This window comes from Caballeronia grimmiae, assembly GCF_000698555.1.
Taxonomy (GTDB): domain Bacteria; phylum Pseudomonadota; class Gammaproteobacteria; order Burkholderiales; family Burkholderiaceae; genus Caballeronia; species Caballeronia grimmiae.
Genome location: NZ_JFHE01000029.1, coordinates 1 through 14,266, shown reverse-complemented (window position 1 = coordinate 14,266; position 14,266 = coordinate 1). Strand labels below are relative to the sequence as shown.

The 14,266-nt window shown below is 60.9% G+C and carries 14 protein-coding genes; 9 read left to right on the top strand and 5 right to left on the bottom strand.

Annotated features, from left to right (window positions below; all coding sequences use genetic code 11):
- Positions 1-194 precede the first annotated feature (194 nt).
- Together BG57_RS22805 and BG57_RS22800 are read left to right on the top strand one after the other, a co-directional pair.
- A complete protein-coding gene (locus tag BG57_RS22805) occupies positions 195-2,432 on the top strand; it encodes a TonB-dependent receptor (protein WP_035968382.1) in 2,238 nt (745 codons plus the stop codon).
- A 63-nt stretch (positions 2,433-2,495) separates the two neighbouring features.
- On the top strand, positions 2,496-3,179 hold the full coding sequence (locus tag BG57_RS22800) for a Fe2+-dependent dioxygenase (protein WP_035968379.1): 684 nt from the start codon (positions 2,496-2,498) through the stop codon (positions 3,177-3,179).
- Positions 3,180-3,183: 4 nt separating this feature from the next.
- Here BG57_RS22800 and BG57_RS22795 read toward each other — a convergent pair whose 3' ends face one another.
- The gene (locus BG57_RS22795) at positions 3,184-4,122 is read right to left on the bottom strand and encodes a LysR family transcriptional regulator (RefSeq protein ID WP_035968374.1); all 939 of its coding nucleotides are present in this window, start codon (positions 4,120-4,122) and stop codon (positions 3,184-3,186) included.
- Positions 4,123-4,290: 168 nt separating this feature from the next.
- On the opposite strand from BG57_RS22795, the gene BG57_RS22790 reads away from it, so the two are divergent.
- The 4 genes from BG57_RS22790 to BG57_RS22775 all read left to right on the top strand — a co-directional run bounded on the left by BG57_RS22790 (position 4,291) and on the right by BG57_RS22775 (position 8,975).
- Positions 4,291-6,384 carry an FUSC family protein gene (locus tag BG57_RS22790; protein WP_052005950.1) on the top strand — a complete coding sequence of 698 codons (2,094 nt, stop codon included), beginning with the start codon at positions 4,291-4,293 and terminating at the stop codon, positions 6,382-6,384.
- 127 nt (positions 6,385-6,511) lie between these two features.
- Positions 6,512-6,703: a hypothetical protein gene (locus BG57_RS22785; RefSeq protein WP_035968371.1), complete on the top strand. Its 192-nt coding sequence runs from the start codon at positions 6,512-6,514 to the stop codon at positions 6,701-6,703.
- Positions 6,704-7,036: 333 nt separating this feature from the next.
- On the top strand, positions 7,037-8,545 hold the full coding sequence (locus tag BG57_RS22780; RefSeq protein WP_035968365.1) for a succinate CoA transferase: 1,509 nt from the start codon (positions 7,037-7,039) through the stop codon (positions 8,543-8,545).
- Positions 8,546-8,624: 79 nt separating this feature from the next.
- Complete coding sequence (locus tag BG57_RS22775) at positions 8,625-8,975, top strand: host attachment protein (protein WP_035968362.1); 351 nt, start codon at positions 8,625-8,627, stop codon at positions 8,973-8,975.
- A 27-nt stretch (positions 8,976-9,002) separates the two neighbouring features.
- Here BG57_RS22775 and BG57_RS22770 read toward each other — a convergent pair whose 3' ends face one another.
- Complete coding sequence (locus tag BG57_RS22770; RefSeq protein WP_035968359.1) at positions 9,003-10,388, bottom strand: FAD-binding oxidoreductase; 1,386 nt, start codon at positions 10,386-10,388, stop codon at positions 9,003-9,005.
- Positions 10,389-10,813: 425 nt separating this feature from the next.
- Between BG57_RS22770 and BG57_RS22765 the strand changes: the two genes are divergently transcribed.
- Together BG57_RS22765 and BG57_RS22760 are read left to right on the top strand one after the other, a co-directional pair.
- Positions 10,814-11,068, top strand: a complete 255-nt coding sequence (locus BG57_RS22765) for a hypothetical protein (RefSeq protein WP_035968355.1) — start codon at positions 10,814-10,816, stop codon at positions 11,066-11,068.
- A 113-nt stretch (positions 11,069-11,181) separates the two neighbouring features.
- Positions 11,182-11,370, top strand: a complete 189-nt coding sequence (locus BG57_RS22760) for a hypothetical protein (RefSeq protein ID WP_035968479.1) — start codon at positions 11,182-11,184, stop codon at positions 11,368-11,370.
- 9 nt (positions 11,371-11,379) lie between these two features.
- Here BG57_RS22760 and BG57_RS22755 read toward each other — a convergent pair whose 3' ends face one another.
- Both BG57_RS22755 and BG57_RS22750 read right to left on the bottom strand, forming a co-directional pair.
- The gene (locus tag BG57_RS22755) at positions 11,380-11,877 is read right to left on the bottom strand and encodes an LEA/WHy family protein (RefSeq protein WP_035968350.1); all 498 of its coding nucleotides are present in this window, start codon (positions 11,875-11,877) and stop codon (positions 11,380-11,382) included.
- A 38-nt stretch (positions 11,878-11,915) separates the two neighbouring features.
- On the bottom strand, positions 11,916-12,425 hold the full coding sequence (locus BG57_RS22750) for a metal-dependent hydrolase (protein WP_035968347.1): 510 nt from the start codon (positions 12,423-12,425) through the stop codon (positions 11,916-11,918).
- 230 nt (positions 12,426-12,655) lie between these two features.
- Here BG57_RS22750 and BG57_RS22745 point away from each other — a divergent pair, with 230 nt between their 5' ends.
- Positions 12,656-13,162, top strand: a complete 507-nt coding sequence (locus tag BG57_RS22745; protein ID WP_035968345.1) for a YgjP-like metallopeptidase domain-containing protein — start codon at positions 12,656-12,658, stop codon at positions 13,160-13,162.
- Here BG57_RS22745 and BG57_RS22740 read toward each other — a convergent pair.
- Positions 13,149-13,832: a 4'-phosphopantetheinyl transferase family protein gene (locus BG57_RS22740; protein WP_035968340.1), complete on the bottom strand. Its 684-nt coding sequence runs from the start codon at positions 13,830-13,832 to the stop codon at positions 13,149-13,151. The genes BG57_RS22745 and BG57_RS22740 overlap by 14 nt on opposite strands.
- Positions 13,833-14,266 lie beyond the last annotated feature (434 nt).

The following is a 14,266-nucleotide window of genomic DNA, read 5'->3' as shown; positions in this document are numbered from 1 at the left end:
TACATTTTTTTCCGAATATTTCCTTAATGTGTAATGATACTGATTCGCATTAACAAATTGCGATCATAGCTTGACCAATAACGCTTCCCGCCCGTCGAACATGATGCGCGGGCGGGCGAGGTCGCGTCATCGCTTTCGGCGACGAATCCCGTTTCGCGCCGGTCGGAAATCACTAACAAGTATCGGGGAACGACATGTTGAGGAAAACGCCGCTTGCAGCGGCATGGGTCACTATTGCCGCGGCGCCGATGGCCGCACCGCTTTATGCTCAGACCGCACCGCAAGGCGCTTCAGTCACGCAAGCAGCATCGCCCGCAACGGAAGCCTCTTCCGCCAGTCAGACCATCGCTCAGGACGCCACCCTGCCGGCCGTTACCGTGAACGGACGAAGCGACGCAGCAGCCGACTTCCAGGCGGAAACGTCGAGCGTCGGCGCGAAGGTGCCGACCGCGCTGCGCGACATCCCTCAGGCCGTCGTCGTCGTGCCGAAAGCCGTGCTGCAATCGCAGGCAGTGAGTTCCTTCTCCGACGCCTTGCGCAACGTGCCGGGCGTCACGCTGGGCGCAGCCGAAGGCGGCCAGATCGGCAATAACATCAACTTGCGCGGCTTCACCGCACGCACCGACATCTATCTCGACGGCTTTCGCGACCGGGGCCAGTACTATCGCGATACGTTCAATCTAGAATCGATCGACGTGCTGTACGGTCCTTCGTCGCTGTACTTCGGACGCGGCTCGACGGGCGGCGTCATCAATCAGGTCAGCAAGCAGCCCAACCTGAAGCCGCGCGCCGACGTGTCGTTGCAGGCGGGCACGCATGACCGCTATCGCACGACGGTCGACATCAATCAGCCGTTGACCGATACCGCCGCGTTTCGCATCAACGCATTCGGCCAGTCGCTCGGCTCGACGCGCGATGAGATGAAGAACAAGGATTTCGGCATCGCGCCCGAAGTGAAGTTCGGCATCGGCACGCCCACGCAGGTGACGCTGTCCGCGCTGATCCAGCACAACTACGATCAGCCCGACTACGGCATTCCGCCTTTGAACGGCCATCCTGCTCCTGTCGACAGGAAGACCTTCTACGGTTTCACTGACGACCGCACCATTCAGGACGTGCAGACGTTGAACGCGCGCATCGAACATCGCTTCAACGACATGTTCACGTTGCGCAACCAGACGCAGTTCAGCCACTACAGCACCGAGGCACGCGCGACCAATGCGGCGGCCGTGCTGACCGGTCCGCTCGGCACATCGCCGGCGCTCAGCAACGGCAATTACACGACGCTGCCGCTTTCGTCGTTGTACGTGCGCTTGCAAGGCAAGGACCGCAACATCAACGATCACTCGGTCTATAACACGACCGATTTCCAGGGCAAGTTCGCGACCGGCTTCCTCAAGCACGACATGCTCGTCGGCGTCGATCTGAGCCACGAGACATACAGCAATCAGAGCTTCACCGCGACGACGCCCGGCCTGCCGTCGAACACGCTGGCCATCGTGCCGCTCGTGAATCCGGCCTATACGACGCGACCATCGAACTATCGCGAACGTGCGACCAATCTTGCGGAGTCGAGCGCGAACGGCATCGGCCTCTACCTGAACGATACGATTTCGATCGGCGAGAACTGGAAGTGGATCGGCGGCGTTCGATGGGACCGCTACGAAGCATCGATCAACAACTCGATCAACGCGCCGCGTTACGCGACGCAAACGAACTACTTCACGAGCGTGCGTACCGGCGTCGTGTGGCAGCCGACGGAATGGCAGTCGTATTACGTGTCGTACGGGACGTCGTTCAACCCGTCTCTCGAAGCGCTCACGCTCACGAACAATCAGCAGAACACGCCGCCCGAGAAGAACCGCTCGTATGAAATCGGCTCGAAATGGGACTTGCTGAACGGCGGGTTATCCGTGACGCAGTCGCTTTTCAACATCGAAAAAACGAATGCACGCACGCAGGTATCGACGGGTGAATACACGCTCGATGGCGATGTGCGCGTGCGCGGCTATCAGCTCGGCGTCGCAGGGCACATCACGAACAAGTGGCAGCTCTTCGGCGGCTATACGTACATGAACGGCACCGTGGAGAAGGCACTCGACGGCACCACCGGCAACACGCTCGCCAACACGCCGCACAACATGCTCACGTTGTGGTCGACGTATAACTTCACGCCCAACTGGGAGTTCGGCGGCGGGCCGTCGTATGTGTCGTCGCGCTATGCGGCGAACAACAATTTCGTCAACGTGGGCGGTTATACGCGCTGGGACGTGATGGCCGCGTATCATCAGAAGCGCTACGATATCCAGTTCAACGTGTGGAATATGACGGACAAGAAGTACTACGACGCCCTCATTCCTTCCGATGGCGGACGCGCGGTGCCGGGCATCGGCCGCACGTTCCTTGCGACGGTGAACTACCGCTTCCGTTGATGCGCACGCGCGCCGTCTCAACGATCCACGAAGCGGCGCGCGCGTCATCTGACTTACCGAATCATGATTCTTTCGATACCGAACGTACTCAGTCCAGAAGACGCAGCAGCGATGCGCGCACGTCTCGATGCCAACGACTCATGGGTCGATGGCCGCGCCACCGCGGGCTATCAGGGCGCGCCGGTCAAGCGCAATCAGCAGATCGCCGAAGGATCGCCCATTGCGCGTGAACTCGGCGATGCGATCGTCGGTGCGCTCGAACGGCATCCGCTCTTCATCAGCGCGGTGCTGCCGAACCGCGTATATCCGCCGCTATTCAACCGCTATGAAGGCGGCATGCACTTCGGCAGTCATGTCGATGGCGCCATTCGCATCGTGCCGGGACATGGTGCGCGCGTTCGCACGGACGTATCCGTCACGCTGTTTCTTTCACGCCCCGAAGACTACGACGGCGGCGAACTCGTCATCGAAGACACTTACGGCGTGCAGGAAGTGAAGCTGCCGGCGGGACACGCAATCGTGTATCCCGCCACGAGTCTGCATCAGGTGCGTCCCGTTACGCGCGGCGCGCGCGTGGCGAGTTTCTTCTGGACGCAAAGCCTCGTTCGCGACGATGCCCAGCGCGCGCTGCTATTCGATCTCGACAACTCCATTCAACGCCTGAATGCGACCAACGGCGATGAAGCGGCCAAGCGCACGCTCGTCGGCTGCTATCACAACCTGCTGCGCATGTGGAGCGAGACGTGATCGCTCAGTGAGGCTGCCCCAATTCCTTCAGCAAGGCTTCATCGCGTGCAATGACATCCGGAAGATGCGCGCGCAGGAATTCAACCCATGTGCGCGTCTTTGCATCGACGAACTTGCGCGATGCATAGAGTGCAAAAAGATTGGTGTGCTGCAACGTGTAGTCCGACAGCACGCGCACGAGGGAGCCATCACGCAGGCCGTCGATCGCAGCATAAAGCGGCAATATGCCGATGCCCATGCCTTCGCGTATCGCCACGACGAGCGATTCCGCGATATTCACCTGCACGGTCCCGCTGATGTGCATGGTCTCGCGGCCTTGGGGTCCTTCGAGCGTCCATTCGCGTGCGGGAAACGCAGGGGTTTGCAACGTGAGGCAATCGTGGCTGGCGAGATCGGCGGGCTGTGCGGGCGTTCCGCGTGCATCGATATAAGCGGGCGATGCGCACAGAATGCTGAAGGTGCTGCCAAGCCGATGCGAGATCACCTCCGAATCCGATAACGTCCCCGCCGACACCACCGCGACATCGCTGCTGCCTTCGAAGAGATCGGGCATGCGCTGCGAAAGCGTCAATTCAACTTTCACGTCGGGATAGAGCGCACGATATCGCGCGATGGCCGGCAGAATATAGTGCTGCCCGACGCTTGCGAAACTGAACATGCGCAGCGTGCCGGAAGGATGCTCATGCGCGTCGCTTGCTTCTTCTTCTGCGCCGTCGATATCGGCGAGTATCTGCAAAACACGCTTCAAATAGCGCTCGCCTGCCGACGTCAGCGCAAGACGCCGCGTCGAGCGGTTCATCAATCGCGTGCGCAGATGAGCCTCGAGTTCCGATACGGCGCGCGACATGGCGCCGGTCGTGGAATTCATCGATTGAGCCGCAGCCGTAAAGCTGCCGGCTTCGATCACGCGGGCAAATACCCGCATGTTCTGTAGGGTGTCCATCGAACCGTCACAGTTGCCAGAGGGACGACATTGTCCGCTCAATTGCCCGAAGCATTGTTATTGAATCTGGAAAGAATGTTCCCTGATTCCCTCGTTAATTGATATTGCCGCCCTGCCTACAATCGGCCACTTCACGAAAGGGAAGTAGCGGGCTCAAGCATGTCGTTCATGAATCATCCGCGTGCGAGCCGGGCTTGCGCACGAGACGTCATCGACGGACTGCGCGACTGGCTCGCCACCGAAGGCAACGTCTGGCTGCATCTGCTGAAGACGCTCCTTGCCTCTTTCATCGCGATGGGCCTTGCCATGCGCTTCGAGCTTTCGCAGCCACGCATTGCAATGACCACGACGTTCGTGCTGATGCAGCCGTTCTCCGGCATGGTACTCGCAAAGAGCGTGTATCGCTTCGCCGGCACCGCGTTGGGCATGCTCGCCGCGCTCGTGCTCGGCGCGCTGTTCGTGCAGACCGCGGAGCTCTATGCGCTCGGACTGACGGTGTGGGTCGCGGCATGCACGGCGCTCGCCGTGCGGCATCGGCAATTTCGCTGGTATGGTTTCGTGCTCGCCGGATACACGGCCGCGCTGATCGGCGTGCCTGTCGTCACTGCGCCGGATCAATTGCTGCTCGCGACGCTCACGCGCGGCGCCGAAGTGATGATCGGCATTCTCTCTTCGAGCGTGGTCAGCGCGCTCGTGCTGCCGCGTCATGCCAGCGCGAGGCTTACCGCAACGCTCGCGCAACGCGAGTCCGACTTCATCGCGTTTGCTGCGAGCGTGCTGCGCGGCGGACTGACTCGCCGCGCTCGTGAGCGTCGTTATGCGAACCTCGTTGAAGAGATCGCCGGATTCGAATCGACACGGCGTATTGCGGCTTACGAAAACCCTTCGCTACGCCGACAAAGCCTGTTGCTTGCTCGATTAAATAATGCGTTTATGGACGCGTGTGCGCGTCTGCATGCGCTCGACCAGTGCATCAAGCGGCTGCGTTCGCTCGATGAACATCCCGCGCTCGCGGCTTGTCTCGGCGAACATGCGAACCTGCTCGCTTCGTCGCGTTGCGATGAACTCGCGCTCGCGCGGCTCGGCGCGTCGCTCGACGAACGTATCGCGGATTCGTCGAATATCGATGTCACGACGTGCGTCGAACTGCTTGATCGCTTCAACGGCGACATCGTTCGCCTGATGCGCCTTCGTTCATCGATTGCGAACGGGCAGCACGATGCATCATTGCCCGCCGGGGGCACGAGTCCGCGCTATGTCGCGACGACGAATCGCTTTGTCATTGCGGCCACGTTCGTTCGCTCGGGCATCGTTATCGCGGCGGTCGCGTGGTTCTGGATCGCGACCGCATGGCCGAGCGGCGGACTGGCCGTCATCGCCGCGACGCTCGCCTGTGCGTTGTCGTCCGCATCGGCAAGGCCGGCGAAGTTCGTCGCGCAAATGGCGGCTGGCGCGGCATTCGCAACGATGCTCGGCTATGTCTACCTGTGTCATGTCTATCCCGCGATCGACGGCTTCCCGCTCTTATGCGCGGCGCTTGCGCCGCCCCTTGCCGCAGGCGCTTTCGTCGCGATGCGCCCCGCCACGGCCGGATATGGCATCGGCTTTTGCGTGTTCTTCTGTCTTCTTGCGGCACCCGATAACGCCATCGTCTACGATCCGGGCCTCTTGCTGAACAACGGTATTGCAATCGTCGTTTCGATGCTCGTGACCGCGATCGCATGCGCGATCATCGTGCCGCCGCATACGCCCTGGCTCGTCGGCAAAACGCTGGCGGCATTGCGCGCTCAGGCCGCGCTCGCCTGTGAAGGCAGGCTTCCCGGACTGAATGAACGCTTTCATTCGGGCACGCACGATCTGATGTCGCAATTGCTCGGCCTCTTGCTGCCGTCGTCGCGCGAGCACCGCCGTGCGCTTGCGTGGATGCTCGTCACGCTTGAAGCGGGACAGGCGATGATCGACCTGCGCACGCTGCGCGCCGCACTGAACGTCGATGATGCACCGGTGTCGCTGCGCATCGTATGGTCGTCATCGGTCGCGCAGATGCTGCATGACATGGCGATGCTGTTTCGCACGCCGTCGAGCGCGACGCTGCGCCGTGCGATCAACGCCGTGGTGTCGTCGATCTTCGCAAGCGACGCCTTGCTCGAACACCTCCCCTCACACCAGCCAGCGCGCGATCTGCGGCGCTTCCTGGCGTGCCTGCATTTTATTCGCAGCGCGCTCGTCGATCCCACTGCGCCCTTTGATGCGCAACGCTGAGCCCATCCTTCCTCGTGCTGGAAATGTGCCTTGCACGCAGGACGATTTATCCGCCGGATAGCGCGACTTATAGTGTTTGCGTGCCCGAACCATCCGACGCACGGCACACGTCTCAAAGGAGAAGTACATGAAGCCGTTGAAGATCACCCTTGCAGCCATCCTGCTGACGAGCGCAACGCTCGCGATGGCGCAAACGTCCACGCCCGCCGCTGGCAACGCTGCCAGCGACACGAATCAACAGTCCACGCAAACGCCGCAGCGAGGGCAGGAATGCGTGGGGCCTGCCAGCTATTGCAGCATCTTCTTCGGCGGCAGTTGATTCTTTGTATTGGTTATCGGCGCCTTCGCAGCATCGAGACGCCGAAATTAGACAAAGCGCAAAGAGTGGCATGACGAAGGTTGCGCTTTCGATACTGCGCCTATGAAAACGCCTAGGGATAACGAATAATTGCGCCGTTGCCCCGCCGTCTCCGTCCGCAGCATCCGAGCATCGCGCATTGCCGCGAGATCATCGAAGCCTACGCAAGACACTCCCGATCAACGCGCCGCGTCCAAGCACGCTGAACGAAGCACGCGCCTTCGTGCGCCGTTTCGCTAGCGGACGACGAGACTCACTCGGGGCACGAGCCAGTCAGTGTTAGTGGAGATATCGATGTTGGATGACCGTATTCGTTGTGCCGCCTTGCGCGGAAAAATCACTTCTGCAGCCGAGGCTGCACAGCTCGTACACAACGGCATGCGCGTAGGTACAAGCGGCTTTACGCGTGCCGGCGATGCCAAAGCCGTGCCGCTCGAAATCGCACGGCGTGCGCGTGAGGAAAGCGATCCGCTTCGCATCACGTTGATCACCGGTGCATCGCTTGGCAGCGACACCGATCGCATTCTCACCGAAGCGGGCGCGCTGGAACGCCGCCTGCCCTTTCAGGTCGACGCCACCTTGCGACGCGCGATCAACCGCGGCGAAGTGATGTTCATCGATCAACATCTGTCCGAGACGGTCGAGCTATTGCGCGACAATCGCCTGGGCCCGCTCGATCTCGCGATCATCGAAGCCGTCGCCATCACGGAGACAGGCGGTATCGTGCCGAGCACGTCGGTTGGCAATTCCGCGACGTTCGCGATGCTCGCGAAGAAAGTCATCGTCGAGATCAATCTTGCACAGCCGATGGGCCTCGAAGGTCTGCATGACGTATGGTCGCCCGCGCCGCGTCCGGAGCGCGCGCCGCTGCCGTTGATGCGCGTCGAGGATCGCGTCGGAACGACCTGCATCGAGATTGCGCCCGAGAAGATTGCGGCAATCGTCGTGACGAATCAGCCCGACAGTCCATCCACCGTGCTGCCTGCCGATGAAGACACCGCGCTGATCGCGGGCCATCTCGTCGAATTCTTTCAGCATGAAGTGTCGCGCGGCCGTCTGCCGAAACGGTTGCCGCCGCTGCAAGCGGGCATCGGCACGATTGCCAATGCCGTGCTGTCCGGCTTCGCTGCGTCGCCGTTCGAAGCACTCACGCTCTACTCGGAAGTGCTGCAGGACTCCACCTTCGATCTCTTCGATGCAGGCAAGCTCGCGTTCGCATCGGGCGCATCGATTACGCTTTCGGCTAAGCGCCAGGAGCAGGTCTTGAGCGACATCGACCGCTATCGCGAGCGGCTCGTCCTGCGTCCCCAAGAGGTCAGCAATCATGCCGATGTGATTCGCCGCCTAGGGCTGATCGCGATCAATACGGCGATCGAAGCCGACATCTACGGCAACGTCAACTCGACGCATGTCGGCGGCACGCACATGATGAACGGTATCGGCGGCTCGGGCGACTTCGCGCGCAATGCGTCGTATGCGGTGTTCGCGACGAAGTCGATCGCAAAGGATGGCCGCATCTCGAGCATCGTGCCGATGGTTCCGCATTGCGATCACAACGAACACGATGTGGACGTGATCGTCACCGAACGCGGTCTTGCCAATCTGACGGGTCTTGCGCCGCGCGAACGCGCGCTCGCGGTCATCGAACATTGCGCTCACCCGCTCTATCGCTATCTCCTGCGCGACTACTACCGCGATGCAGCATCGCTCGGCGGACACACGCCGCATCGGCTTGACGCGGCGTTCGCGCTGCATACGCGCTTTGCGCAAACAGGGTCGATGCTGCCCGACGGTTCGCAATAAGCCCAAACATTCGCAAAGGGGAAGATTCGGCGCACAATGCCTGAAGGTCGCCCGAAGGTGGGCGTACAGGAGGAGCATCATGACCGCCATTACGTGGGTTCTCGCCGCCGACAGCAGTCGCGCCCGAATCTTCGAAACGCGAGGCCTCACACTCGATCTTCAACAGGTCGAGGACATCAGAAATCCCGCGGTGCGTGCCGCCGATTCAACCGACAAGGACCGTGAGTCTTTCGCCAGATCGGTGGCCGCGTTTCTCGAGGAAAGCCGATTGCGTCATCGCTTCGACCGCTTGCGGCTTGCGGTCGAGTCCAGCTTCCTCGACGTATTAGATGAACACTTGAGCAGCGAAACGCGCAAGCTGGTGTACGAAAAACGCAGTAACGACGCATCGAGCATCGACACGCAGGACGCACGTCATGCGCGCCGCTGAAAGTTCCTGGCGGCGCGCATCGTTTGATTATGCAGGCGGGATGTTCTGATTGCTGCGGAACACGTTATTCGGATCGTAACGCCGCTTGACCTCGGCAAGCCGCTCGAAATTCGGCCCATACGCCGCTTTCACACGATCCCCTTCATCGCCCGTCAGGAAGTTCACGTAGACGCTGCCTGTGGCATACGGCGTCAACGCGGCGAACATCTCGCGGGTCCATTGCGTGCATTTCTCGTCGTCGGCGGGGTCGGTCCATCGGCCGTGTATGTTGATCGTATAGATCGAGTCGCGATTCGCATACGCGGTGGCATCGACGGGAACGCGGTTCGTCTGCCCGCCCATCGCTCCGATGAAGACCTCGCAATGCGGCGACGGCACCGCGAGCACGGCCTTCGTGAGCACGTCGAACGTCTCGTCGGGCAGGGACGCGAAGTTATGCGACTTCCAGTAGTTGCGGGCGCCCGGCGTCAGCAGCGGATCGAACGCCTTCTGCCACGTGGCGAAGGGCATCGGTCCGAGATGTTCTCCATACGGCGTGCCGAAGGATCGCACCGGCTCGATTGCCTTTGCGCCATCTTCGACCGGACCGATGAAACAGCATGCAAGCGCGATGATCGGCTTGCCATGCACGTCTTCAGGAAGAAATGGCAAAGGCGGCGCAAGGCGCATGACGGCCCATACGGTCATCTCATCGGGGCTTGAAGCGACGAAGTCGCGATACTTTGGCAGCACCTGATCCGCCTGTTCTAGCGGATAAACCACGAGCCCGCCGTACACTTGCGGTCCCACTTCGTGCAGGCGGAATTCGAATAGCGTGACCACGCCGAAATTGCCGCCGCCACCGCGCAACGCCCAAAACAGCTCAGGCTCCGATTCGACGCTTACGCGATGCCATTGTCCATCCGCCGTAATGATCTCGGCGGCGACGAGATTGTCCACCGTGACGCCGAACTTGCGGCTGATCCATCCAAACCCGCCGCCAAGCGTGAGGCCGGCGACGCCGGTCGTCGAATTGATGCCTAGCGGCGTCGCCAGTCCGAACGCTTGCGCCTCGTGATCGAAGTCGGATAACAACGCGCCCGGCTCTACATACGCGCGTTTCGCTTGCGGATCGACGCGCACGGATTTCATCGCGGATAGGTCGATCATTAATGCGTCGTCGCTGACCGCGCTGCCTGCAATGTTGTGTGCGCCGCCGCGTATCGATATCAGCATGGCGTTGTCGCGAGCGAAGGCAAGCGCCGCGATGACATCGGCGGTGCCGGCGCAGCGCACGATCAACGCGGGACGCCTGTCGATGGCTGCGTTCCAGACCTTCCGCGCTTCGTCGTAGTCGGAGTCTGCGGGCGCGATGAACTTGCCGCGCACCGCCGTCTTGAGGGTATCGATCGATTCGACCGGGATGTTGACCATGAAGACCTCGCTGCATATAAGACCGCGCCGCGACGTGCCCGACCCTGCCACCTGGAACGCTAGAGCGCAAGGAATCCGCTCGAGCGGCCAGCGCCGCTGTGAGAAGCGGAATTGCGATGACGGACACGCATGTCCGCTCGTTGATTAAAGGCCCGGCATTGCGGAATGTAAAGTGCGCGCCCAGTAAAATTACGCATTAGACCTAGCATGCATCGGCCAAGTTTGCCGAAGCGAGGCTCTAATTAACGTTATGGATCGCTTACTTTCTTCCTTGCAGCATTAATTGAACGAGCACTTAAAGCCAGTTCGGCAATAAGTGTTAAATGTCCTTACAGGAAGGCAGCAAACGTCAACCGGCGGAGATTGCCGGCGTTTCTCGTGGCATGCAGATCATTTCGATCTGCTTCTCCTTAAGAAGGTATTCCATGACGAAGAAACTGCTTGTCGCCGCTGCTGTTTTTGCAAAGCCGCACGAATTCAAGCATTACGAGAAGGTCGAGCACAAGGAACGTCGCGAAAACATCGAGCACGCGCGCGAGCATCGCGATGAGCGCGAGCATCGTGAAGTGCGTGACGAACACAAGCGTGCTGAAGAGATCGGCCGTCGCGATACGACGGTCGGCAATGCGCGCGTCGACATCCGTAACGATCACGCGAACGGCTTCCAAGTGACGCACTAAGCGTCGCAGTCGAAAGACCGTTGACGAAGACGAGCGCCGCGCGGCGCTCGTTTCAGGCACGCAACATGCAACTCCCGGCGCCTGACGCTGGGCATTCCACTTGGGAGAACCGCATGAAGAATCCCTGGACGAAGAAGAATCCTTTTATGAGCATGTGGCTTTCCGGCGCGAACGCGATCGCCGGATCGGCGCGTGGCCATGCGACTGCCGCCGTCAAGCGCCAGTCGCAGAAGCAGGTCGCGGACTTCTGGACGGCCGCGCTGACGCCGCCCAAAACAGCACGGCGAAAGAAGCGTCGCTAACAGGTACGATCAATAGCCGAGCGCGCCGCCACCAGTGGGAAAGTCGATCGCGCCCTTGTCCGAAAAGCGCGCACCGCCAAACGCGCCGCCAGCGAGCCGGCCGCGTGCTTCATAGGCGACCTTGGTCGATGCATCGCCGCTTGCAAACCCGAGCGCCTGCCGCGCTACCGACCACGCCGATACCGTCACCGGCACCGATAGCACCGCCTCGCCGAAACGAGGCACGGTGCCGCGCTGCGGACTGACGCCGCTCGCGAACGGGCGACCGTTGAGGTCGAGATCGAGCGCGACGCCGTCGAAATCGATCGGCGCATCGTTGGGGTTCTGCACGCGCAATTTGACGGCGAAGCGCATTTCCAGCCCCTGCCCTTCGAGCGGTTCGATACCCGCAACATTCACACGCAGCGGATCGCGATTCATGAAGCCCGCGCAACCGCCGAGCGCGAGCATTGCGAAGAAAACGAAAAGAGCGATAAGACCGTTGCGTACCGCGTGATTCGATTGCATGGGCGATTTCCGTAAGCGTTCAGGAGACAGCGGACGTTCTAGGCACGCATCGCATGAAGCAGCAGGCGGCCATACTCGTGATGAAACCAGACGCCATCGGCAACGTAGAACGCCGCGATCCACGCCGCGCCGACGACGATCAGATCGCAGTGACCGCTCGTCCATAGCTTGAGCGAATGACGGCCTGCGATCCACGGCACACCCATCGGATTGGGCCAGTCCGCCAGCAAATGGATGATTCCGCCGCATGCGAAACCCAAAGCGAAAGGCACCGCCGGATGACGCCCGAGGTAGTGCCAGCATAAAGCGAAAAGCGCGGCCCATCCGAGGCCCCAGTGCGTGAGCGTCCGGTGCGTGATCCACAGCTTGCGCTTTCTCGTCCACCAGGCTACTTCGAGCCAGTCGGGCGCGGTTGCTCCCACGACGCCGCCGAGAACCGCAAGCGCGCACGACACGTAGTCGATGCTTGTTGCGGCCTTGCTGGCGAGCGCCGCCGCGATGATGCCCGCCGCCCATCCGGTCGCGTGATGGGCCTTGCTCGATGCCATGTGCAACCTGCCTTGTAACGCATGCTGTGGAAACCGCGCATGTTCGCACGACGGTTCATTCCTTGCGCGTGCGGATACATAAACTTACGCAATAGCTCGGTCTTGAGGCGGCCATTGACGCACATCATCGGCGAGCCGTCGCGGCAATGACTAAAATGATTGCAAGAACCGTTGCGGCGGAGGCCGTGCGCGATTGAAACTTTCCTTCGATTCCTACTAGAAAAGCCGTCATGCAACACCTGAAATACCTGAGCGCCTATCCGAACACGCTACAGGACAAGGTGCGCCGACTCATCGCCCAGCAGCAACTCGGGCCGTATCTCGACGCGCGTTACCCGAAGCGGCATGCGGTTCAGTCGGACCGCGCGCTGTATCAGTACTGCACGGATCTGAAGAATGAGTTTCTGCGTGTGGCGCCCGCCATCGACAAGGTGTGTTACGACAGCAAGCTCGATGTACTGCGGCATGCGCTGGGCCTTCACACCGCGATTTCACGCGTGCAAGGCGGCAGGCTCAAAGCCAAGAAAGAGATACGCGTCGCCTCGCTGTTCAAGGACACGGCGCCCGAGTTTCTCCGCATGATCATCGTGCACGAGCTTGCGCATCTGAAGGAGAGCGAGCACAACAAGGCGTTCTATCGTCTATGCGAACTGATGCAGCCTGGCTACCATCAGATTGAATTCGATCTGCGGCTTTATCTCACGCATCGCGATCTGATCCGCACTAAGGTTGAGTGATCTCTGACCAGGCGAGCGCCGCCGCATAGCCTTGCGGGACTGCAAGCGATATCGCCTGGAACGTGCCCGGACCGGCCGATACTGCATAACGTGCGTCGTTGCGCGGCAGAACGGAGAAGTCCTGCATGCCTATCGCCTTGCCGCCGATGCCGTCGCCATGCGCCTTCAGTACCGCCTCTTTCGCGGTCCAGCATGCGAAGAATGCGCTGCTTGCATCGGCTTGCGGCATCGCGTCGATGATTCGCTTGTCAGTGGGATGAAGCACCGAGGCTTCGAGTGAGCGCCAGTCGAGCGAAGGCGGCGATTCCTCGATATCTACGCCCACGCGCCGCCTGAACGACACGGCGATCAGGCCATGCGCGCCCGAATGCGATACGTTGAAATCCGGGGCATCGGGCATCGAGAGTGATGGTCTGCCGTTCGTGTCGGCGGTGAAGGCGAGGCCGGCTGGATCGACGTTGAGTTCGGCTGCGAGCAGGCGTCGCAAGGCGGCACGCATCGTCACGAAGCGAGCTGCATCTTGGTGGCGCAAGAAGCGGTGCGCGCGTGCGAGTTCGCTGGCATGCAGGCCGTTTGCGCCTGCGTGGATGAGCGGCGCGTTCAGGTCGATGTCGACGAGCCAGAGGCGTACGTCGGGAGGTGCATCGGCTGGTAGAAGGTGTATCCGCATTTTTTGGATTACGTTGCGTGTGATGCGGCTTCGCCGTTGATAGCGGAGGGTTAATATACAACGGAAGCGTCTTGCGGATGGAACCGGGACGTCGTGGAGCTTGGTCATCCCGTCCCGCCCGGTTCACGCTGACGTCAAAGCCGTCACTAGAGTCTGCGACACTGGAGCACAGGCCAATGTAAGCGGCCTAGTCTCGCTGCATTCCTCTGATGCAACGATTCCTTGCCATCGCTCCACTCCCATGATCGTGCCCTGACGATCATGGATGCCATCGCGTCGCTTTTACGAAAGTTCGCGGTAACAGTGAGGTTTGACTGCACGCTGGGTCGCATTCCACCGCAACTCACGCATGTATTGCTCGGGTTCGAAACGCATGCCGGTGATCGGCGCGTTCGTCGGTGACGCGCCCAACCAGCTCGACCAGCCAAGCTGCT

Excerpts from the sequence above, each read along its gene's own strand:
- BG57_RS22805 (WP_035968382.1), top strand. The coding sequence starts at position 195 with ATGTTGAGGAAAACGCCGCTTGCAGCGGCATGGGTCACTATTGCCGCG.
- BG57_RS22800 (WP_035968379.1), top strand. The coding sequence starts at position 2,496 with ATGATTCTTTCGATACCGAACGTACTCAGTCCAGAAGACGCAGCAGCG.
- BG57_RS22795 (WP_035968374.1), bottom strand. The coding sequence starts at position 4,122 with ATGGACACCCTACAGAACATGCGGGTATTTGCCCGCGTGATCGAAGCC.
- BG57_RS22790 (WP_052005950.1), top strand. The coding sequence starts at position 4,291 with ATGAATCATCCGCGTGCGAGCCGGGCTTGCGCACGAGACGTCATCGAC.
- BG57_RS22785 (WP_035968371.1), top strand. The coding sequence starts at position 6,512 with ATGAAGCCGTTGAAGATCACCCTTGCAGCCATCCTGCTGACGAGCGCA.
- BG57_RS22780 (WP_035968365.1), top strand. The coding sequence starts at position 7,037 with ATGTTGGATGACCGTATTCGTTGTGCCGCCTTGCGCGGAAAAATCACT.
- BG57_RS22775 (WP_035968362.1), top strand. The coding sequence starts at position 8,625 with ATGACCGCCATTACGTGGGTTCTCGCCGCCGACAGCAGTCGCGCCCGA.
- BG57_RS22770 (WP_035968359.1), bottom strand. The coding sequence starts at position 10,388 with ATGGTCAACATCCCGGTCGAATCGATCGATACCCTCAAGACGGCGGTG.
- BG57_RS22765 (WP_035968355.1), top strand. The coding sequence starts at position 10,814 with ATGACGAAGAAACTGCTTGTCGCCGCTGCTGTTTTTGCAAAGCCGCAC.
- BG57_RS22760 (WP_035968479.1), top strand. The coding sequence starts at position 11,182 with ATGAAGAATCCCTGGACGAAGAAGAATCCTTTTATGAGCATGTGGCTT.
- BG57_RS22755 (WP_035968350.1), bottom strand. The coding sequence starts at position 11,877 with ATGCAATCGAATCACGCGGTACGCAACGGTCTTATCGCTCTTTTCGTT.
- BG57_RS22750 (WP_035968347.1), bottom strand. The coding sequence starts at position 12,425 with ATGGCATCGAGCAAGGCCCATCACGCGACCGGATGGGCGGCGGGCATC.
- BG57_RS22745 (WP_035968345.1), top strand. The coding sequence starts at position 12,656 with ATGCAACACCTGAAATACCTGAGCGCCTATCCGAACACGCTACAGGAC.
- BG57_RS22740 (WP_035968340.1), bottom strand. The coding sequence starts at position 13,832 with ATGCGGATACACCTTCTACCAGCCGATGCACCTCCCGACGTACGCCTC.